21 protein-coding genes and 1 tRNA gene are annotated in these 19,602 nt (G+C 43.1%); 16 read left to right on the top strand and 6 right to left on the bottom strand.

Annotation, left to right across the window (positions count from 1 at the left end; translation table 11 throughout):
- The first annotated feature begins 43 nt into the window (after positions 1 to 43).
- Positions 44 to 1,027, top strand: coding sequence for an OmpA family protein (locus CAG58_RS11035; RefSeq protein WP_154170385.1), 984 nt, complete (start codon positions 44 to 46; stop codon positions 1,025 to 1,027).
- Between the two features lie 48 nt (positions 1,028 to 1,075).
- Here the strand turns inward: CAG58_RS11035 and CAG58_RS11030 are convergent, their stop codons facing one another.
- The 3 genes from CAG58_RS11030 to CAG58_RS11020 all read right to left on the bottom strand — a co-directional run bounded on the left by CAG58_RS11030 (position 1,076) and on the right by CAG58_RS11020 (position 3,051).
- Positions 1,076 to 1,582, bottom strand: a complete 507-nt coding sequence (locus tag CAG58_RS11030) for a hypothetical protein (RefSeq protein ID WP_004394700.1) — start codon at positions 1,580 to 1,582, stop codon at positions 1,076 to 1,078.
- A gap of 148 nt (positions 1,583 to 1,730) precedes the next feature.
- A tRNA-Arg gene (locus tag CAG58_RS11025) sits at positions 1,731 to 1,807 on the bottom strand.
- A gap of 98 nt (positions 1,808 to 1,905) precedes the next feature.
- Positions 1,906 to 3,051 (bottom strand): flagellar assembly protein FlgT, encoded by a 1,146-nt coding sequence (locus tag CAG58_RS11020; protein ID WP_161425078.1) that lies wholly within the window; start codon positions 3,049 to 3,051, stop codon positions 1,906 to 1,908.
- Between the two features lie 160 nt (positions 3,052 to 3,211).
- Between CAG58_RS11020 and CAG58_RS11015 the strand changes: the two genes are divergently transcribed.
- Positions 3,212 to 3,847: a FlgO family outer membrane protein gene (locus CAG58_RS11015; protein ID WP_004394702.1), complete on the top strand. Its 636-nt coding sequence runs from the start codon at positions 3,212 to 3,214 to the stop codon at positions 3,845 to 3,847.
- A 6-nt stretch (positions 3,848 to 3,853) separates the two neighbouring features.
- Complete coding sequence (gene flgP, locus CAG58_RS11010) at positions 3,854 to 4,294, top strand: flagellar assembly lipoprotein FlgP (RefSeq protein ID WP_443084092.1); 441 nt, start codon at positions 3,854 to 3,856, stop codon at positions 4,292 to 4,294.
- Between the two features lie 144 nt (positions 4,295 to 4,438).
- Here the strand turns inward: flgP and CAG58_RS11005 are convergent, their stop codons facing one another.
- The 3 genes from CAG58_RS11005 to flgA all read right to left on the bottom strand — a co-directional run bounded on the left by CAG58_RS11005 (position 4,439) and on the right by flgA (position 6,105).
- Positions 4,439 to 4,864, bottom strand: a complete 426-nt coding sequence (locus CAG58_RS11005; RefSeq protein WP_004394704.1) for a flagella synthesis protein FlgN — start codon at positions 4,862 to 4,864, stop codon at positions 4,439 to 4,441.
- A 48-nt stretch (positions 4,865 to 4,912) separates the two neighbouring features.
- A complete protein-coding gene (gene flgM / locus CAG58_RS11000) occupies positions 4,913 to 5,233 on the bottom strand; it encodes a flagellar biosynthesis anti-sigma factor FlgM (RefSeq protein WP_004394705.1) in 321 nt (106 codons plus the stop codon).
- 104 nt (positions 5,234 to 5,337) lie between these two features.
- On the bottom strand, positions 5,338 to 6,105 hold the full coding sequence (gene flgA / locus CAG58_RS10995) for a flagellar basal body P-ring formation chaperone FlgA (RefSeq protein ID WP_158138790.1): 768 nt from the start codon (positions 6,103 to 6,105) through the stop codon (positions 5,338 to 5,340).
- 56 nt (positions 6,106 to 6,161) lie between these two features.
- Between flgA and CAG58_RS10990 the strand changes: the two genes are divergently transcribed.
- From CAG58_RS10990 to flgL, 13 genes are all read left to right on the top strand, one after another.
- Positions 6,162 to 7,088 carry a chemotaxis protein CheV gene (locus CAG58_RS10990; RefSeq protein WP_158138789.1) on the top strand — a complete coding sequence of 309 codons (927 nt, stop codon included), beginning with the start codon at positions 6,162 to 6,164 and terminating at the stop codon, positions 7,086 to 7,088.
- 10 nt (positions 7,089 to 7,098) lie between these two features.
- The gene (locus tag CAG58_RS10985; protein ID WP_154170393.1) at positions 7,099 to 7,926 is read left to right on the top strand and encodes a protein-glutamate O-methyltransferase; all 828 of its coding nucleotides are present in this window, start codon (positions 7,099 to 7,101) and stop codon (positions 7,924 to 7,926) included.
- A 256-nt stretch (positions 7,927 to 8,182) separates the two neighbouring features.
- A complete protein-coding gene (gene flgB, locus CAG58_RS10980; protein ID WP_004394708.1) occupies positions 8,183 to 8,578 on the top strand; it encodes a flagellar basal body rod protein FlgB in 396 nt (131 codons plus the stop codon).
- Positions 8,579 to 8,582: 4 nt separating this feature from the next.
- Positions 8,583 to 8,999 (top strand): flagellar basal body rod protein FlgC, encoded by a 417-nt coding sequence (gene flgC / locus CAG58_RS10975; RefSeq protein ID WP_004394709.1) that lies wholly within the window; start codon positions 8,583 to 8,585, stop codon positions 8,997 to 8,999.
- A 16-nt stretch (positions 9,000 to 9,015) separates the two neighbouring features.
- Entirely contained in the window at positions 9,016 to 9,723 is a 708-nt protein-coding gene (locus CAG58_RS10970) for a flagellar hook assembly protein FlgD (RefSeq protein ID WP_004394710.1), read from the top strand.
- A 28-nt stretch (positions 9,724 to 9,751) separates the two neighbouring features.
- A complete protein-coding gene (flgE, locus tag CAG58_RS10965) occupies positions 9,752 to 11,056 on the top strand; it encodes a flagellar hook protein FlgE (RefSeq protein ID WP_161425076.1) in 1,305 nt (434 codons plus the stop codon).
- A 272-nt stretch (positions 11,057 to 11,328) separates the two neighbouring features.
- Complete coding sequence (gene flgF / locus CAG58_RS10960) at positions 11,329 to 12,078, top strand: flagellar basal-body rod protein FlgF (protein WP_004394712.1); 750 nt, start codon at positions 11,329 to 11,331, stop codon at positions 12,076 to 12,078.
- Positions 12,079 to 12,094: 16 nt separating this feature from the next.
- Entirely contained in the window at positions 12,095 to 12,883 is a 789-nt protein-coding gene (gene flgG, locus CAG58_RS10955) for a flagellar basal-body rod protein FlgG (RefSeq protein ID WP_040904110.1), read from the top strand.
- 23 nt (positions 12,884 to 12,906) lie between these two features.
- On the top strand, positions 12,907 to 13,686 hold the full coding sequence (gene flgH / locus CAG58_RS10950; protein ID WP_158139058.1) for a flagellar basal body L-ring protein FlgH: 780 nt from the start codon (positions 12,907 to 12,909) through the stop codon (positions 13,684 to 13,686).
- Positions 13,687 to 13,768: 82 nt separating this feature from the next.
- Positions 13,769 to 14,854 carry a flagellar basal body P-ring protein FlgI gene (locus tag CAG58_RS10945; protein ID WP_040904112.1) on the top strand — a complete coding sequence of 362 codons (1,086 nt, stop codon included), beginning with the start codon at positions 13,769 to 13,771 and terminating at the stop codon, positions 14,852 to 14,854.
- A gap of 10 nt (positions 14,855 to 14,864) precedes the next feature.
- Positions 14,865 to 15,791 carry a flagellar assembly peptidoglycan hydrolase FlgJ gene (flgJ, locus tag CAG58_RS10940; protein WP_161426402.1) on the top strand — a complete coding sequence of 309 codons (927 nt, stop codon included), beginning with the start codon at positions 14,865 to 14,867 and terminating at the stop codon, positions 15,789 to 15,791.
- 302 nt (positions 15,792 to 16,093) lie between these two features.
- Positions 16,094 to 18,019 carry a flagellar hook-associated protein FlgK gene (gene flgK / locus CAG58_RS10935; protein ID WP_154170399.1) on the top strand — a complete coding sequence of 642 codons (1,926 nt, stop codon included), beginning with the start codon at positions 16,094 to 16,096 and terminating at the stop codon, positions 18,017 to 18,019.
- 12 nt (positions 18,020 to 18,031) lie between these two features.
- A complete protein-coding gene (flgL, locus tag CAG58_RS10930) occupies positions 18,032 to 19,225 on the top strand; it encodes a flagellar hook-associated protein FlgL (protein WP_004394718.1) in 1,194 nt (397 codons plus the stop codon).
- Positions 19,226 to 19,602: the final 377 nt, after the last annotated feature.

Here is a 19,602-nt window from a genome sequence, read left to right as displayed (position 1 = left end):
TTTGGTCATGCTAATGATAATAATTAGTCAAAAGGAAAGGATTATGAAAAAGTTAGTGGCGATGATATCAGCGTCTTTAATGGCGGCGTCTTCTTCTGCAATGGCAGACGTATATTTAGGCGGCAAATTAGGACAAACATGGTTGAATGATTCCTGTCGAGCTGGTGAGGTTTGTGAAGACAGAGATACCAGCATGGGGGCTTTTCTTGGTTACAACCTGAATGAATGGTTAGCCGTGGAAGCGGGTTATGACATGCTTGGCAAATTTACTGGTATCGGATTGGCCGATGATAGAGTGAAAGCGATTACTTTGGCGCCTAAGTTTACTCTTTCTTTATCACCAAGTGTCGGTGCTTACGCTAAGCTCGGTGGTGCTTATGTCGATTATGGTGATGAAAGTGACTACTCGTTTCTTGCTGCTGCTGGTCTAGAATTTAATGTCAGCCCAAATGTTTCCTTACGCACGGAATATCAAGTTTTAACGGATATCAATAACGATCAAACCAGAGCAGAAGCTAACACCGTGTCACTTGGTGTGAGTTACCGTTTTGGTGCCGCAGCCCAACCGACTCAAGTGGTTGAAAGTCGCCCCGTCACGGTGATTGAAGAAGTGATTGTTGTTGAAGAAATCGTAGAAACTGGACCTGTGTTCGTCAATAAAACCTATGACTTCCAACGACTTGATAGCAGCAGTTTTGCTTTTGATAGTGTTAGTTTAAATCAAGAAAGTAAACAGCAATTGACTAAGCTGGTTCGTTTTTTAAATCAATACCCGCAAGCTAAGGTAGTAATTACTGGGCACACTGACGCTACTGGTCCTGCAGCATACAACCAAACGTTATCAGAAAAACGAGCGAAAGCCGTTGCGGATGCGTTAGTTGAGCAGGGTATCCAGCCATCTCGCTTGACTTGGCGAGGAGAAGGGGAGACGAATCCTATCGCTTCTAATAGTACAGCGGAAGGACGTGAGCTTAACCGTCGGGTTGACATCACTATTCCAGAGTTTGATTATCAAGTTAAACAATAATCATGTAGTTGATTAATACAGCAAGAAAGCTCACTTCGGTGAGCTTTCTTATTTTAAGTCGATACTGTTTAAGCGGCCCATAAAGATCAAAATATCAAGGCAATCTTTATAAGCATCCAATAAGGCTTTTTTGGTCTTCGTATAAGCGGCAAGTTTACCGTGTTTACTGATTGAACAAACGACACTTCTAAAGGTACATTCACCTTGCTCATTGTAATCACGCCAGGCGGCGATATAGCAAGCGTCACGATAGTTTGGATTTTCTTTAGTGGGTCTTGGCTTATAAATAATTTTCGGTTCCAGGCTATGTGGCAATCGAGTCATGAGGTACGGATCTTTGAGAATTCGTCGCCAGTGTTTGCCCCACATTTCACGCCCTAGCTCATTACGCAGTTTAATGGCTTTTTTTAAGCCTTTTTCTTCCCCTAAACGGATATAACCGACTGATCGGTGTAACACGGTATCATCGGGAGTGTGGATGTGAACTTTATAAGCCGTTTTCGCTTTTGAGATAAAGCGATGGCCAGTATTCGTTTGGAGATTACTTTTTGTCATGCCGATTACGCTATAGAGTTCTTTGTTAATAATAAGAGTAGGCCAAAAATAATAGAGACAGTCAATTTAGTCTAGAGGAATAAAAAAAAGCTTCATCAACGTCAGGTCAACATTGTGCGAAAAAATGGCAGGGAACAACGAACAATCTTGGCGCTCCCGACTGGAGTCGAACCAGTGGCCTGTCCCTTAGGAGGGGACCGCTCTATCCTACTGAGCTACGGGAGCTTTGATTAATTTGGCGCATTAATTGTATCTCATCAATACGCCAAATTGTGCATTTTTTTGATGGTATTCGCTGGTTGAATGACCAGTTAGTCACGAAATTATTCTAAAAATGACACTTGTTTATGCATAACATCACCAATCTGAATGCTTGACGCCAGTTCAGGCTGATCAACCGTCAACTCTGCATTTTTTTCATAGACACGCGAGACGGTTAAGGTGATATCACTTTGCGACACCTTATTACGAGGCAAACCGTTCTGATCGATAAACGATCCTGTATGCCAAAGTTGTAATTTATCCCCTTCTTTCACGCCATGAATACGACCTAGATCGATACTGACGGTTTGCCCAAATTTGGCGACGACTTCTGGTAAGGTGATTTTACAAGAGATTTCAGATTCGAGATCTAGCATAATGTTCCGGCTCACCCGTAACAACATTTGACCATAGGTAGATGCCCAAAAACGGGCGCTACGAGTATCGACTTGGCTAGTTTTTGCAAACGGCCAGCTCGCAACTTCTCGATAATTTCTTCTCAAGATTTCACTGCCCGTTTTGCCATCAAAGACTTGCATTTCGAGAGCAAACTGACGATTAATAACATCATCTCGCAAAACCTTCTGTTCAATCGTTGCTGTTAAATCATTAATCACCCCACCGATAATATAGTGAGCCCCGGTATCTTGTGCGATCATTTGTATGCGAGTCGGGTTGCGATAATTGATATCGTAATCAGTGGTTCCAACAGAGACAAAGCTATGAGATTGCTGAGCGATTTGTCTATCGAGGACATCAGCAAAATCATCACCGATGGTGTAAATTTGTCCCATCACCGCTTGTTGTGGCGAAGCAAGATCAATATTGCCGACTAAAAAGGTCTTTTTGTATTGTTCTTTGTGGCAAGCCCTTGCCGATGGATAAATGTCGATACGAGCCGTAACCTTCATGACATTGCCGCGAACCTTACGATTTTCAACGGAGATATAACGAACTTCATGGTTATTAAACAAATATTCCTTTCTATCGGTTTCGAGTAAAGGCATTAAATGACTAATACTACCAATATCTGCCCCGGCAAAATTCACCGCCTTATACAGCGCATCTTCCAGAGCATGCAATCTAGCGACCTCTTCAGAGGAAACGATCGTTGCGGTGCCAGTCACTTCGTACCAAGCGGCATGACTTTTGGTGGCAAAAAAAGCCATGAAAAGCATTGAGATTAAAAAATAAACATTTTTTTTCATTATTAGTTACCAGTTGGGTATAAATCTTGCTTAGTAAGTGTTAGCTGATGTAGGTGCGCAATTCTGAATCAAAGACAGATTGAGAAAAGCAAAGAGCGTTCCAGTTTTGTCAAAACGGGTGAACGGGACGATAGCCTTAGTATATCTGGAGATGAAGAAAATGAAAAAATGGCTTGGTTTAGTACCGGTAGTCTTTTTGACGGCGTGTGCTTATGCGCCAATTTATAATGGTAAAGAGCCGTATTCTGGCTCACAATTTATGTTAATAGAAAGTCCACGTCATACGTTGGATTTCTTTATTGATAGTTTGACAGAAGATCTCGTTCAGTCCAATACCAGTGTGACGGCTCGTACCCCGATCGCGGTGACTTCGTTTGTGGATCTACAAGATATGGATACCACCAATTGGTTAGGTAACTCTGTATCTGAAGGATTAATTCATCAGTTCCAGCGTCGCGGCTTTAAAGTGGTAGATTTTAAAACCACAGGGACAATTCAAGTCACTCGTCAAGGTGACTTTGCTTTTAGTCGAGACTGGAAAGATTTGGCTCAAGAGCAAGAAATTCAATATGTATTAACGGGTACTATGCTCCGTCAAGAAGGGGGGGTATTGGTTAATGCTCGAGTGGTTGGTATGCAATCGAGAATCGTGGTTGCGACTGCCCAAGGTTTCTTGCCGGCTGATCGCATTGGACGTGACTTAGATACGTTGAATACCATTCGTACGCAAGACGGTGTACTTATTCGTTCTGATCCGACAATGACTCGTCCATACAGTGTTATCTTGCGCCCTTAGGAGAATATGATGAAATCACCATTACTTTTTTTTCTGACCATCGTCATATTGCTCAGCGGTTGCCAGCCATTGCAGGCGATGCGTGAAGATGATTGGTTGACGGCAGTCGGTTATGCCAGCATCAGTGAGCAACGAGGCCGTGATGATGAGGAAAAGCAAGTGCGAGCAATGCGTGCTTCTAAAATAGATGCTTACCGTGAATTAGCAGAACAAGTTTATGGTATGCGGGTCAGTGGCCGTGCTGATTTGCATGATCAACGTTTAGGTACTGAGCTCACTTCCGGCGCTGTAGATGGTGTGATTCGGGGGGCTGAGGTTGTTCGCAGTTATAAAGTTGGCGATAGCTATGTAACTGAACTGCGGTTAGATATCCGTAAAATGGATCGATTACGTAGTTATGGCGAAGTTCAGCAGGTCCCAGAAAAACGTCAGCAAACCTTATTTTAACTCTTTTCTTTCTCCAGAATATACGAAAGTGGCTGCAAATGCTGTGGCCGCTTTTTTTATGCTGTGGGTTTGAGTTGGCAAGCTATCAGTGACTTTAGAATAGTGGCGAGTAAAAAATAGCGGATAAAAACGGAACGGGGATCATCAAGCTTTAAGGTTGGTGCCTAAGGTAGAAACGGTATGAGTTTGACCTGTCGCATTGTAAGTCATGCCGATTTTGCCGTGACTTTGCTGCATCAAATTATTCAGCTTATTAAAACTGACTTGTGCTCTTGCCAGTGCTTCACCATTCACTAGGTTGGCTTGCTGACAATCGTGAATAATGGAGCGAATTTGAGTCATTGTACTATGTAAATATTCATCTTCCGTGAGCTGATTAAGATGGGGATGACTCGCGATACGTTGATCGGTTTGCTGTAATCGAGTAATTAAGGCTATCTTTTGTTTCGCTGTTGACTCGATATCGGCAGAAACGCGGCTAGTAATAGCTATTTTTTCTTGTTCCAATACCGCTGAAAGCTCTTGAGCATTTTTCAATTGGAATGCAACTAAATCGTTTAATGCTGCCATAAATCAACCACCTTTATGCATCGGTCTGACTTGAAAGTGTGGTGATGGTTAAAAACCGCCCAACTCTTTCTCAAACTTAATCATATTATCTGCGAGCTTTTCAGCATCAACGACATAAGAGCCATTTGCTATGGCTTCTTTAATCGCCGCTACTTTTGCCGTATCAAAGCTTGGCGTTGCCGCCATTTCACTGTGCATTTCACCAATCGCTCTGCCTTGGGTACTTAGAGATACCGCATCTTGTTGAGATGATTGTGAGCGAGCGGCACTCGATGTTGATGATGCTGCTGTATTTGTGTCTGAACGAGCAGGTGAACGATTCGTTGTAACCAACGATTGACCTGAGCGTATGTTATCAATACCTGCCATAAACGAGCCTTTAAAATTGATCTATAGGTACCGTCATATCGACGGAGAGAGAGAAAACTTTAGTGCTTTGTTTACTCATCGATAAAAAAATGATCGTAAAGGGATTAAAATTGTACGGTAACTTCCCCCATTCCGCTCACTTGTGCATCTATTATACGGTTTGAACGATCATTTTTCACTTTTATCTGCTCTCCTAGGTTACCATCAGAGAGAGCGGTGCCTCTAGTTGTGATATTCATCCCGTTACTAACGGCTCTGATCAACACGCTTTCATTTCGACAAACGACACAAATATCATTACGATTGATCACGTCACCCAATTGTAAGTTTCTTTTCGTTTTTGCTCCAATTACCATATCTTGTGAGGAAAATCCTTGCCGTCGAAAGCGAAGCAGATCTACCATACTAAGAGTAATATCATTTTGCGTAATCGTTTGTCCTCTGGATAAAGCATTAAGAGCCGTCACCATAGGAACGGTCATCGTCAGCCTCACGGGAACATAAATTCGCCAGTTATCTGCTGGGCATTCAACCAATACAGTGATATTACTAGCAGAGCCGCTATGAGATGAGGACGATGTCTGTAGCTCATTAGGACAATCGGTAGCAAAGATCCGAGGATCAATGTTGGCCGCATTGACGACCAGTTCACCGCCTATCGGCTTATCGACGGTGTTGATGACATGACTTTCGGCTGCTCGCTGAATCTGTTCGATTTGCTCTGGCGTTGCAGAAAAAACCGAGAGACTAAAGAAAAATAATAAAAAGCCGATAGAGTTATAAAAAAAGTGGTAGAACCCTCTACACTTAGTTGGGGAATGGGAAAATAAACGGGTCTTCGAATTCATAGTTCGTTTCTCTGATTTCTTCATAGCCTGATTTAGACTACCACTTTTTTCCTATAAAAGTTTGAGATGGAGATGAGCTTATGACGGGTATTCTTGATTCTGTGAATCAGCGTACGCAACTTGTTGGTCAAAACCGACTAGAATTATTGACTTTCCGTCTTAACGGGCGTCAACGTTATGGTATTAACGTATTTAAGGTTAAAGAGGTTCTGCAATGCCCGAAGCTCACTGCCATGCCAAACTTACATCGCTTAGTTAAAGGTGTTGCTCATATCCGTGGCCAAACGGTCTCTGTGATCGATCTTAGCTTAGCCGTTGGGGGCCGTCCAACGGTTGATATTGATAAAAGCTTTGTAGTTATCGCCGAGTTTAACCGTTCGATTCAAGCTTTTTTAGTTAGCTCCGTTGAGCGAATCATCAATATGCGTTGGGAAGCGATATTGCCACCACCTGAAGCGGCAGGTAAAGGCAATTACCTCACAGCCGTCACCAATATCGATAATGAGTTGGTTGAAATTCTTGATGTAGAAAAAATCCTCGCTGAAATCGCCCCGGTCAACGAAATTATGAATGCATCGATTGGGGAAGATATTGCTCATGCTGAGCAAGAAAAACCGATTGTACGCCGAATTCTTATTGCTGATGACTCAAGTGTGGCACGCAAACAGGTGCAAAGAGCGATTGAGTCGATTGGTTTTGAGTGTATTCTCACCAAAGACGGCAAAGATGCTTATGAAAAACTATTAAGTATGGCTGAAGAGGGCAGTATCTATGAGCAAATCTGTTTAGTGATTTCGGATATTGAAATGCCTGAGATGGACGGCTATACCTTAACTGCAGAGATTCGACGTCATAATGAATTGAAAAATTTATATGTTATTCTCCATTCGTCACTGAGTGGGGTATTTAACCAAGCAATGGTTGAAAGAGTCGGTGCCAACTCTTTCATCGCTAAATTCAATCCCGATGAGCTTGGCAACGCGGTGAAAGCTGCGCTAGTAGAATAAAGAGAACTACATGACTGCTATTACTATCAGCGATCAAGAGTATCGCGATTTTTGTCGGTTTTTAGAGTCTCAGTGCGGTATCGTGCTGGGCGACAGTAAACAATACCTAGTGAGAAGTCGTCTTAGTCCACTGGTCAATAAGTTTAAGCTCAGCTCATTGTCTGATCTGTTGCGCGATGTCGTGACGGGCAGAAATCGTGAATTGCGAGTCGCTGCGGTCGATGCAATGACCACGAACGAAACCTTGTGGTTTCGAGATTCATACCCTTTCACGGTGTTGGCTGAACGTTTATTGCCTGAAGTTGCGAAAAGCAAAAGACCGATTAAAATCTGGTCTGCGGCGAGTTCTTCAGGTCAAGAGCCTTACTCGATGGCGATGACAGTCTTAGAGGTTCAGCAAAAGCGCCCAGGTATGCTTCCGAGTGTGGCGATCACGGCGACCGATATTTCCAGCAGCATGCTAGATATGTGTCGATTGGGTATTTACGATAATCTAGCACTCGGCAGAGGATTATCGCCAGAGCGTCGTCGAGCTTTCTTTGAAGAGAACGGTGATGGTCGAATGCGAGTCAAAGATAACGTAAAAAAATTGGTTAACTTTCGGCCTCAAAACTTAATGGAAAGTTACGCTCTTTTGGGCAAGTTCGATATTATTTTTTGTCGTAATGTACTGATCTACTTTGCACCGGATATGAAATCAAAAGTACTTAATCAGATGGCGAGTAGTTTAAATCCTGGCGGCTATTTATTGCTCGGAGCTTCAGAGTCATTGACTGGGCTGACGGATCGTTTTGATATGGTTCGCTGTAATCCCGGTATTATTTATAAGCTAAAATAAACACAACAGAGTGATCTTCGTAAACCCGGCGGTATGCCGGGTTTTGTTTATCATTAAGCTCAATATGGCTAAATTCTTGCTTTAACCTAAAGTCGTATCGTTGGCCTTTTCTTTTAGCAACATGTTCTATGATAGTAAGACAGACTAAAGTACCCCAGCGTGTAATGAACCACTAATTTCCTAAAGCATCTAAAACTTGGTACGTAATTTGCTTTTTAAATCAAGTAACGGTCGGTTCTTAGCAAAGAGGCAAAACATGACTATTTCTTTTGATAAAGCACTCGGTATCCATCAACATACGGTTGGTGTTCGTGCACGCAATGCAGAAGTGATTGCGACCAATATTGCACAATCGAACACTCCGGGCTTTAAAGCAAAAGGAATGGACTTTGATCGAGCATTAAAGGCGGCAAGTTCAGGGGCAAGCATTAGTCTTAGCCGTACGGACGGTCGGCATATTCCTGCCTCAAAAACGGTGACAGGGGAAATGCTTTACCGCATTCCGACTCAACCGGATACCGGAGATGGCAATACGGTTGATGTTGATTTAGAGCGTAACCTCTTTATGGAAAATCAACTGCGCCACCAAGCTTCTCTAGAGTTTTTAGGCAGTAAGTTTAAGAACCTATCAAAAGCGATTAAAGGGGATTAATTAGATGAGCTTATTTAATGTATTCAATGTGACTGGTTCTGCAATGAGTGCTGAATCTGTTCGTCTAAATACGACATCCAGTAACTTAGCGAACGCAGACAGTGTTAGTAGTTCGGCGAAAGAAACGTATAAAGCCCGTCACGCGGTGTTCGGTGCAGAGTTAAATAAAGCCCGTTATCATCGTGACCCGAATGTTCCGGTAAAAGTGTTAGGGATTGTCGAAAGTAATAAACCGCTAAATGCGGAATACAATCCCGATCATCCTTTGGCCAACGATGAAGGCTTTATTTATAAGCCCAATGTTAATGTTATGGAAGAAATGGCCAATATGATTTCTGCTTCACGTTCTTATCAAACAAACGTTCAAGTGGCCGATGCAAGTAAACAGATGCTGCTGCGTACGCTGCAGATGGGTCAATAAGGGTAGGAGGTAGCAAATGGCTGGCATTAATAACCTTGGTCAAAGCGGCTTGTCCTATATCGACCAACTGAAAGCGCTGCAAGAGCAGAAAAAGCCCACGGAGACGACTGGGCAACAAGAGTTGAAACAAGAGGATTTTCTCTCGTTATTGACCAAACAGTTGGCACAACAAGATCCGTTTAAACCCGTTAGTAACGATCAAATGATTGCTCAAATGGCCTCTTTTGCCACCGTTGATGGCATTGGCAAAATGAACGGTCAATTTGAAAGTTTAAACTCGGCAATGACTTCTAATCAGGCGCTACAGGCTTCGTCGCTAGTAGGACGAGATGTTCTGGTTCCCGGTTCTGCTGGAATGAAGTCGGATGTTGGCGGTATGGCGGCAATGGTCAAATTGCCTCAAGCAGTACAAAACTTATTCATTCGCATTGAAAATGAAGCTGGCCAATTAGTACGTACTTTTGATGTTGGTGCAAAACCTGGCGGTGATAATCGTGTCGAATGGGATGGTAATGATGAAAATGGAAATCCATTGCCTGAAGGTCGATATAGAGTCAGAGCCTCCGGTTTGCTCGGTGGTGAAAATGCCGAATTTGGCGTATCAACCTACGCGAATGTCAATAGTGTTCTACTCGGTAAAGGCGACGGTAATGTACTGCTCAATCTTGCTGGTTTTGAATCACCAGTGCGACTTGCTGAAGTACTAGGAGTTGGCAAAGCATAATTATGCTCGCCAAACAGGAGAATTTGTTATGTCATATATATCGTTAAGCGGTCTTTCTGCTGCTCAATTAGATTTGAATACCAGCAGTAATAATATTGCCAACGCGAACACCTACGGCTTTAAAGAGTCGCGGGCTGAGTTTGGTGATGTGTATTCAACGTCGCTATTTACCAATTCAAAAACTACACCAGGCCAAGGTGTTCAGGCGAGTAAGGTTGCGCAACAATTTCATGAAGGGTCGAGTATTTATACCAATAACCCGATGGATTTGCGTATTGCCGGTACCGGATTTTTTGCAGTTGCTAAAGATCGCTTAATCCCTCAGCAAAATGAATTGACTCGTAACGGTGCATTTCACCTTGATAAGAATAACTATATGGTCACCTCAAACGATCAATATTTACTCGGTTATGAAGTAAATCCTGATAATGGAGAGGTTTTATCGTATGAGCCTAAGCCGATCAATATTCCTGCTCAGTTTGGTAAACCAAAGCAAACCGGCAATATCGAACTCTCGGCTAACTTACCTGCGAACGGTGATTTAAAAGATCCTGCGCTATTTGATATTACCGATCCTGATACTTATAACCGCACCACGTCGTCGACCATTTATGACTCAATGGGGCAACCTTATAAGCTCACCACCTATTATTTAAAAGATCAAAATGAAAATAATAAGTGGAATACCTACTACACCGTTACCGATAAAACTGGTGAAAAACCACTCAATATCGCTGGCGGAGATGCGGTTTCTCCAAATGGTCATGTGGGCCATACGTTACGCTTTAATAATGACGGAACGTTAGCTAGCATTAATAACGGTAACCCGATTGTTTCTGCTGCATTTGGGGAGGGTGATAACCCAATTGATCTAAATGGTGCGGATGGTTCACAGACTTTAGCCTTTAACCTCAACGGGGCTACACAATTTGCTGCGCCATTTGAATTAACGAAGTTTGATCAAGATGGTGCGACCACGGGCTTTTTGACCAAAATCGATTTTGATGAGTACGGTAGTGTACTGGCCACCTATTCAAATGGACAAAATGTGACCTTAGGTCGAGTAGCGATGGTTCGAGTGGCTAATGAGCAAGGTTTGGATAAAAAAGGTGGCACGCAATGGGATTCTACTCAGCAATCTGGCGTTAAAATTTGGGGTGAATCAAGCAAAGGCTCATTTGGTACGATCAGTAATGGTGTGCTTGAGCAGTCAAACATTGATATGACCCAAGAGCTGGTGGATCTTATTTCTGCACAGCGTAACTTCCAGGCTAACTCGCGGGCTTTAGAAGTGCATACTGGATTACAACAAACGATTTTACAAATCCGTTAATTCTAGATTTATTCGATTCAACATGCCTAAGTTGCTTTGTCTACTTAGGCATGTACTTCTTTGTTCGTCTTTTCTCTTCGTTCGACCTTAACTCGTTCTTTAGGTAGAACGGCATGCCACATGGCATCCTCTGTCTTCTCTTGCCGTTAAATTGCCGCTTTTCATTGCGCCGCTGTCATTTTATCTTATTTAACTTACTGATTAATAAGTGTAAAAATAATGGCACGCCAATTGCTTATTTATGATTAATTAATGATTGTGGAGAACGTCTGATGGATCGCGCACTGTTCCTTGCCATGAGTGGCGCTAAACAAAATATGCAGGCGATGCAGCTAAGAGCCAATAACCTTGCCAACGTCAGTACTACGGGCTTTCGAGCTGATTTAGAACAAGCTCGTTCAATGCAAGCGTATGGTGAAGGGCTACCTAGTCGCGTATTTAGCATGACAGAGCGCCCTGGGCACCGCTTTGACCAAGGCAGCGTGATCACCACAGGACGAGAACTCGATATTACCATTCAAGGTGATGGCTGGATTTCAGTATTAGATAAAACGGGTAATGAAGGTTTAACGCGCAGCGGTAATCTACGCATTGATCAAAATGGCTTATTACTTAATGGTAATGGTCATTTAGTGTTAGGTGAATTGGGTGCGCCGATTACTTTGCCAATCCCATTGAATAAAGTAGAGATAGGTAATGACGGTACTATCTCGGTTCGCCCACAGGGAGCGCCCGCAGACGCGATGGAAATCGTTGATCGTATTAAATTGGTCAAGCCTGATAATCGTTCTCTATTTAAAGATATTAATGGCTTATTTCGAGCCAAAGATCCTAATGCAGAATACGTAGCCGATGCCACAGTGAAAGTGTTGACTGGCGCTCTTGAGGGCAGCAACGTCAATGCAGTGGGAGAGATGACCAATCTGATTGATTTACAGCGTCAGTTTGAAATGCAAGTCAAAATGATGAGCACGGCAGAAGAGATGGACAAAGCGTCTGACTCTTTACTGCGTATGAGCTAAGTGAGAGGAATTTAGTATGCAACCTGCATTATGGATAAGTAAAACGGGTTTAGATGCCCAGCAGACCAATATTGCCACCATCTCAAACAACTTAGCTAACGCTTCAACGGTGGGTTTTAAAAAGAGCCGAGCGGTGTTTGAGGATTTGTTTTACCAAAATATTAATCAGCCTGGCGGTCAGTCTTCACAAAATACCGAGTTACCGAGCGGATTAATGCTAGGGGCTGGGGCGAAGGTTGTGGCAACGCAGAAGGTTCACACTAACGGTAATGTCCAGACCACCAATAATAGCCTAGATATGATGATTGAAGGCGATGGTTTTTTCCAGATCCTCATGCCGGATGGCAATATCGGCTATAGCCGTAACGGTCAATTTACGTTGAATGCGGAAGGCGCGATCGTGACTTCTGGAGCTGGTTATTTAGTACAACCAGAAATCGTTGTTCCAGAAGATGCTATCTCGATCACTGTGGGTAATGACGGTGAAGTTTCGGTGCGTTTACGTGGTCAGCAAGAGAACCAAGTCTTAGGACAAATCACTATCGTGGATTTCATTAACCCAGGTGGTTTAGAACCTGTTGGGCAAAACCTATATTTACCGACGGGTGCCAGTGGCGATCCACAAGAAGGCGTTCCTGGTTTGGATGGGCTTGGCAATATCCGTCAATCCATGTTGGAAAGCTCTAACGTTAATGTGACTGAAGAGCTGGTTAATATGATTGAAGCACAGCGAGTCTATGAGATGAACTCTAAAGTGATCTCTTCTGTGGATCAAATGATGAGTTTTGTTAATCAACAACTCTAATCACTGACTAAGAGACTATGATGATGAAACGTTTACTCAGTTTAGCCTTCGTGACATTACTTTCTGGATGCAGTTTATTACCAGCACCACTTGAAACGGCAGATGTGGTGCAAGGTACAACGGTAGTGGATGCGGTTGAGGGGGATCGATCGTCTGACGGTAGTTCTGGGTTACTCGATACCTTACGTAATCGAAATGACCCTGTTGCTGGCGACCCTGCTTGGGCTCCTATTCATCCGAAAGCCAAGCCTGAGCATTATGCTGCTGAGACGGGATCATTGTTTAATCTCGCTCGAGCAGTGAGTTTATACAGTGATGCTAAGCCGCGAGGGATTGGCGACATTATTACTGTGACGTTGAATGAAAACACCAAGGCAACCAAAAGCGCGGATGCTAAATTAACTAAAAATAATGACGCATCGATGGACCCACTCAGTGTTGGTGGTCAGGAGCTGACCATTGGTGATTACAACTTCTCTTACGCTTTGAAAAATAACAATCAATTTTCGGGTAGTGCGCAAGCAAACCAAAATAATAATTTACAAGGTTCGATTACCGTTGAAGTCATTGATGTTTTATCTAACGGCAATTTAGTGGTTCGAGGCGAAAAGTGGTTAATGCTCAACACGGGTGATGAATACATTCGTTTAAGTGGCACCGTGCGTCCAGATGATATTGGTTACGACAATACGATAGCGTCTAATCGTATCTCTAATACTCGAATTCAATACTCCAGTACCGGATCGAATCAAGATATGCAAGAGCCTGGATTCTTGGCACGATTTTTTAATGTCTCTTTATAGTATGTCAATATAAGTCGATTTTTTGACACGATAAAATGATCACATGGCGATGCGTATCCACATTGAGAGAAGGTTAACGATGATGAAAAAAATTTTATTGCTCTTAATGGTGTTCATGGCAAGCAGTGCTCATGCCACGCGAATTAAAGATGTTGCACAAGTAGCCGGTGTGCGTAGTAACCAATTAGTCGGGTATGGTTTAGTGACGGGGTTACCCGGTACAGGAGAATCAAACCCGTTTACTGATCAAAGTTTTCGCGCCATGCTGCAAAACTTTGGCATTCAATTGCCGCCTGGCACACGAACCAATACCAAAAACGTTGCCGCAGTCATGTTGACGGCGGAACTGCCTCCGTTTACGAAGCAAGGACAGACAATTGATGTCACCGTATCGTCGATAGGCTCAGCGAGCAGTTTACGTGGTGGTACATTGACACAAACTTTCTTAAAAGGACTGGATGGCCAAGTGTATGCTGTGGCTCAAGGCAATTTAGTGGTCAGTGGATTTAGTGCGACTGGAGCGGATGGGTCAAGTTTGGTTGGCAACAACCCAACGGTTGGTATGATTTCTAATGGGGCGATAGTCGAGCGAGAAATTCCAACGCCTTTTGGTCGTGGTGATTTTATCACTTTTAATCTTTTCCAATCGGATTTTACGACGGCACAACGAATGGCCGATACCGTAAACCAATTTTTAGGCCCAGATATGGCCTCAGCCATTGATGCAACTTCAGTACGCGTTCGTGCACCTCGAGAAGTCTCGCAAAGAGTGGCTTTTCTTTCTGCCGTAGAAAACCTTGAGTTTGAACCTGCGGATATGGCGGCAAAGATTATCGTCAATTCACGAACCGGAACGATTGTGATTGGTCAGCATGTACGTTTAAGACCCGCCGCTGTGACTCACGGCGGTATGACTGTGGCGATCAAAGAAAACTGGGGCGTTGATCAACCCAATCCTTTTGCTGGAGGAGAGACGGCGATCATTCCCGATACAGATATTGAAGTCGTTGAGCAGCAAGGAAAAATGTTTAAGTTAGAAACCGGAACGACTTTAGATGAATTGGTCCGGGCTGTGAATGAAGTCGGGGCTGCTCCGTCAGATTTAATGGCAATTTTACAAGCATTAAAACAAGCTGGTGCCATTCAAGGTCAGTTAATTATTATCTAAGGAGTTCGTGATGGTGAATAACCCCAATGATATCGGCTTTATTCATGATATCGCCAGCCTAGATAAATTACGTCAACAAGCACTCAATGGTGATGCTGGCGCTGAAAAAGAGGCACTGACTGCCGCTGCAAGACAGTTTGAGGCTATTTTTACCACCATGATGTTAAAGTCGATGCGCGATGCGAACTCAGCGTTTAAATCGGATTTATTCAGCAGTAATAACGAAGATTTTTATCGACAAATGCAAGACGAGCAAATGGTCAGTCAGTTAAGCGCCTCAGGTTCGTTAGGCTTGGCCGATATGATTGTTGCACAGCTGACGGCGGCAGATAATGTCGCCCCTACCGATCAAGATAACGACCGTTTCCAAGAGGCGATGAATCGCGTCCAACAAGCGCGATCGGTGGCGGCTGAGCGGCCCAATAATAGCGTAGTGGCGGCATCTTCATCACCGGCTCATGAATACCGTTTTGATTCACCACAATCTTTTGTCACATCACTCAAACCTTACGCCGATAAAGCGGCACAAGCGTTAGGTATTGATGCTTCTTTACTGCTTGCTCAAGCTGCTTTAGAAACCGGTTGGGGACAAAAAATGGTCAGTAATGGCCGTGGAAGCAGTAATAATTTATTTAATATTAAAGCTGATAGAAGTTGGCAGGGGCAGCGTGTTGCCACTCAAACCTTAGAATATTACGATCAAACTCCGGTTATGGAAAAAGCCGCTTTTCGCGCTTATCCAAGCTTCCAAGACAGTTTTGATGATTATTTACGCTTTTTAGAAAATAATCCTCGCTACAGCACCGCCTTAGAGCATGGTGGAAGTAGTGAAGCGTTTATTCATGGTATTCATCAAGCTGGCTATGCGACCGATCCTCATTATGCAGATAAAGTATTGCGAGTAAAAGCGCAGATCGATCAAATGGATAACAGCTAATGCTCATGGGGATTCACTCACTTGCTGCCTACCTGTAATTCCAAGTCGTTTGGGTATATTGGATTTTTTCTGACTTGGCGATCATTCACTTAGCGCAATAAACATCCTTTCATTTCGTACCTTATTGAATATAGAAATAGGCTTTGGCTGGTTGGCCTCGCAACCAGTTTCTTCTAGCGCTTCAGTTTTATCTTTTATATTTCCTCTAGTTAACTAATCTCATTCATTGGCATAGTTATTGCTTTTATAAGTAGTAATGGGGTCAGTAACGACTGGCGTTAATCGGTTTTTTGGGGGCAAGTATGGCGTCTGATCTTCTGAATCTTGGTGCGCAGAGCGTATTAACGGCTCAGAGACAACTCAATACCACGGGTCATAACATTGCGAATGTTAATACCGAGGGTTACAGCCGTCAGTCTGTGATCCAAGGGACCAATGCACCTCGCCAACTCGGTGGTCAAACCTATGGGATGGGCGTACATGTGGAAAATGTTCGCCGCTCTTGGGATCAGTTTGCCGTTAAAGAGCTGAATCTTGCCACAACCAACCACGCTTTTAATAGCGATACTGAAGAAAACTTAGATATGCTCTCTAAGTTACTCTCTTCTGTTGCCTCTAAGAAAATCCCCGAAAATCTTAACGAATGGTTTGATTCAGTAAAAAGTTTAGCCGACACCCCCAATGATGTCGGGGTGCGCAAAGTTGTGCTCGAAAAAGCGAATCTTGTTACTCAAAATTTGAATGATTTTCATGAAACCGTGCGACGTCAGTTTGATATCACTAATAAAGGACTCGACGTTGGTATAGAGCGAATCAACCAGTTAGCGTTAGAAATACGTGATTTACAGCGGCTAATGATGCGTGTGCCTGGTCCACATAATGATTTGATGGATGAGCATGAAAAATTAGTCGCTGAACTTTCCCAATATACCAAAGTAACGGTAACACCCCGTACCAGTGCTGAAGGTTTTAATATTCATATTGGTAGCGGACATACCCTTGTCTCGGGAACGGAAGCGAGTCAATTAAAAATGATTGACGGTTATCCAGATGTCAAACAGCGTCGCTTGGCAGTCGTTGAAGGAAATACATTAAAGTCTATTTCTGAAAAAGAGATCGGCGGAAAGATGGCTGCGCTATTTGAAATGCGTGATCAACATATTCCTGGATTACTGGATGAAATCGGTCGTTTATCAATTTCTTTTGCTCATCAGGTCAACGAGTTACAAAGCCAAGGTTTAGATCTGCGTGGTAATGTTGGTGGGCTGCTTTTTTCCGATGTTAACTCTGAAGTCAATGCTCGTTCACGTATTGCCACAGCCAGTGATTCGAATGCTGATATTCGAGTGTACATCGATGATCTTAGTCAGTTAAAAGGTGGCGAGTTTGCTCTGTCTTATACAGGCAGTCATTATGTGGCGACGTTACCAGATGGCAAGCAACAGATCCTCGCACTTAATCAAGGTAATCTTTATTTAGATGGCTTGCGTATTCAGGTCAATACTCCACCAGAAATTGGTGAGCGAGTCATCGTTCGCCCAACCCGTGATGGCGCCGCTCAGATTCAGATGGCAACCAATGATCCGACAAAGATTGCCGCCCAAAGCTATCAAGCCTCGACTTCTTTTGCTCAAGGGCGTGCCCAATTTCAAATTGACCAAGTTGGTGATATCAAAGAATTTGAAGCTTATCTTGTCCCTAATACAGGTGCTGGCGATCATGAGATGCAAATTCGTGTGGTGGACAAAAATGGCCAGTTGCTCGCAACGCAACCTTATTTATTTAATGACGACCAATCAAAGTTACCGATAGTTATCCCTGCTCAACAAGCGAGTGGTCAACCGACCGTCTTTACCCTGACTCGAGGGGCGATTGAGAATGATAAATTTACCGCCAATTTAAATCCGGCGGAAGGTGATAACGGTAATTTACGCAAGATGATTCATCTGCAAACGACCAAAAAAATGAATGACAATGAGTCAACCATTATCGGTTTGTATCATAACTTGAATACCGATTTCGGTTTAAAACTCTCGACTTCGACTCGCTTAGCCGATGTGGCTCGTTTAGAAAAAGAGGCGGCGGAATCGCGTATTGGCTCAGTGTCTGGAGTTAACTTGGATGAAGAAGCAGCAAATATGATGAAGTTTCAGCATGCTTATATGGCCTCATCGCGCATCATGCAGGCTGCAAATGACACGTTTAATACCATTTTGCAGCTCAGGTAGGGGGACAAGTAAATGTTAAATCGAATTTCTAGCTTCCATAACTATCAGTCGGTGCAAAACGATTTACGTCGCCAAGAAAATAAAGTTCATCACAACCAAGCGCAATTAGCTTCGGGAAAAAAGCTTTTGTCTGCCGGAGATAACCCACTCGCGACGCATTACATTCAAAATGTAACACAACAAGAAGAGCAGTTGCGCCAATACTTAGATGCCATTGTACTGGTTCGTAATCGTCTTGAGCACCAAGAAGTGATCATTTCTAATGCCGAAGAGTTTACCGATAAAGCCAAGCGTATGGTCATGGAAATGATCAACGGTTCATTATCTCCCGAAGATCGTGAAACTCAGGCGCGGCAAATTCAAGAAATTGCTAATAACTTTTTGAATCTTGCCAATGTACAAGACGAAACGGGTAATTTTATTTTTGCGGGAACTCGGCCGAAGAACCAACCTTTTTTTCGAGATAATCAAGGTAACGTGACCTATTACGGTGATGATTATCAGCGAAAAATGCGTATCTCCAATAATTTAGAAATGCCCTTCAATACCCCAGGCAACCAAATGTTTATGGATATTAATAATCCATTTGGTGATTTTGAACCTGAGTATGCATTACAAGAAGGATCGGAATTATTGCTTGAGCGGGCAACGAACAGTGATGACGGTGATAATGCCAGCTATACGGTAACGTTTGTGGATATGCTCAATGGCGGCTTTGCTTATCAGTTAGAGCGTGATGGTGAGGTTGTCGAGGTTAATGACTTTGATCCAAGAACAGGGGTTCAATATCAAGGTCTCACTATTAATATCAAAGGCAGTATCACAGCCGGAGACAGCATCACTCTGAATCCACGTAAAACATTTACAGTATTTGATAGTTTTAAAAAAGCCATTGAGTACTCGAAAGGTTCTGTTTCCGATGCTTCAACCACTGGCAAGCTTCATCAAATCACCGAAGAATTACACACTGCCTTTATTCATTTAAACCAAGTTCGTTCGGATGTCGGTGCTCGATTGAGCACCTTAGATCTACAAGAAGATCAGCATGAAGATTTTAAAATCAGTCTGGCTCGCTCGAAGAGTCAGTTTGAAGATCTCGATTACTCGCAAGCAGTGATTGAATTTAATGAAAACTCGAGAGCGCTGCAAGCCTCTCAATTGGCGTTTGGCAAAGCGAAAGATTTAACCCTATTTAATTACCTTTAGAGGTTAGTGAGAATCGCTTGCTCAGCATCATTAAGTCGTTGTTTGAGTTCGGGACAAGAACTTGTTTCTCTCGAACAACGCTTAACCTCGAAAGGTTAATAAATCCTATCTTTGTGCCTTATGTGCTATGCCATCAGTGCGAAAAGAGAGGTGTTTTTTTGCTTTAAATCTCATCTTGTCTTCGGTCGGCTTTCCTTTGCCAGTCGACAGCAGGCGGAGCGGCAAAAAAAGCGGCAACGGTATGTTATCAGTGCTGAACGAAAGAGAGTTTTGTAAATAATTGAAATTAACTTATTGATTATAAAGGTTTAAAATTTTCATTGAGTTCGTTTGAAAAGTTGGCATGTTTATTGGATTAATTTAAACAGAGTGAATAC

The sequence above is a fragment of the Vibrio sp. V31_P5A7T61 genome (assembly GCF_009904895.1).
Taxonomy (GTDB): domain Bacteria; phylum Pseudomonadota; class Gammaproteobacteria; order Enterobacterales; family Vibrionaceae; genus Vibrio; species Vibrio metschnikovii.
This window is presented reverse-complemented; position numbering and strand designations above follow the sequence as displayed.

What these genes read in the sequence shown, in the direction of transcription:
- CAG58_RS11035 (WP_154170385.1), top strand. Translation starts at nt 44, where the DNA reads ATGAAAAAGTTAGTGGCGATGATATCAGCGTCTTTAATGGCGGCGTCT.
- CAG58_RS11030 (WP_004394700.1), bottom strand. Translation starts at nt 1,582, where the DNA reads ATGACAAAAAGTAATCTCCAAACGAATACTGGCCATCGCTTTATCTCA.
- CAG58_RS11020 (WP_161425078.1), bottom strand. Translation starts at nt 3,051, where the DNA reads ATGAAAAAAAATGTTTATTTTTTAATCTCAATGCTTTTCATGGCTTTT.
- CAG58_RS11015 (WP_004394702.1), top strand. Translation starts at nt 3,212, where the DNA reads ATGAAAAAATGGCTTGGTTTAGTACCGGTAGTCTTTTTGACGGCGTGT.
- flgP (WP_443084092.1), top strand. Translation starts at nt 3,854, where the DNA reads ATGATGAAATCACCATTACTTTTTTTTCTGACCATCGTCATATTGCTC.
- CAG58_RS11005 (WP_004394704.1), bottom strand. Translation starts at nt 4,864, where the DNA reads ATGGCAGCATTAAACGATTTAGTTGCATTCCAATTGAAAAATGCTCAA.
- flgM (WP_004394705.1), bottom strand. Translation starts at nt 5,233, where the DNA reads ATGGCAGGTATTGATAACATACGCTCAGGTCAATCGTTGGTTACAACG.
- flgA (WP_158138790.1), bottom strand. Translation starts at nt 6,105, where the DNA reads ATGAAGAAATCAGAGAAACGAACTATGAATTCGAAGACCCGTTTATTT.
- CAG58_RS10990 (WP_158138789.1), top strand. Translation starts at nt 6,162, where the DNA reads ATGACGGGTATTCTTGATTCTGTGAATCAGCGTACGCAACTTGTTGGT.
- CAG58_RS10985 (WP_154170393.1), top strand. Translation starts at nt 7,099, where the DNA reads ATGACTGCTATTACTATCAGCGATCAAGAGTATCGCGATTTTTGTCGG.
- flgB (WP_004394708.1), top strand. Translation starts at nt 8,183, where the DNA reads ATGACTATTTCTTTTGATAAAGCACTCGGTATCCATCAACATACGGTT.
- flgC (WP_004394709.1), top strand. Translation starts at nt 8,583, where the DNA reads ATGAGCTTATTTAATGTATTCAATGTGACTGGTTCTGCAATGAGTGCT.
- CAG58_RS10970 (WP_004394710.1), top strand. Translation starts at nt 9,016, where the DNA reads ATGGCTGGCATTAATAACCTTGGTCAAAGCGGCTTGTCCTATATCGAC.
- flgE (WP_161425076.1), top strand. Translation starts at nt 9,752, where the DNA reads ATGTCATATATATCGTTAAGCGGTCTTTCTGCTGCTCAATTAGATTTG.
- flgF (WP_004394712.1), top strand. Translation starts at nt 11,329, where the DNA reads ATGGATCGCGCACTGTTCCTTGCCATGAGTGGCGCTAAACAAAATATG.
- flgG (WP_040904110.1), top strand. Translation starts at nt 12,095, where the DNA reads ATGCAACCTGCATTATGGATAAGTAAAACGGGTTTAGATGCCCAGCAG.
- flgH (WP_158139058.1), top strand. Translation starts at nt 12,907, where the DNA reads ATGAAACGTTTACTCAGTTTAGCCTTCGTGACATTACTTTCTGGATGC.
- CAG58_RS10945 (WP_040904112.1), top strand. Translation starts at nt 13,769, where the DNA reads ATGAAAAAAATTTTATTGCTCTTAATGGTGTTCATGGCAAGCAGTGCT.
- flgJ (WP_161426402.1), top strand. Translation starts at nt 14,865, where the DNA reads ATGGTGAATAACCCCAATGATATCGGCTTTATTCATGATATCGCCAGC.
- flgK (WP_154170399.1), top strand. Translation starts at nt 16,094, where the DNA reads ATGGCGTCTGATCTTCTGAATCTTGGTGCGCAGAGCGTATTAACGGCT.
- flgL (WP_004394718.1), top strand. Translation starts at nt 18,032, where the DNA reads ATGTTAAATCGAATTTCTAGCTTCCATAACTATCAGTCGGTGCAAAAC.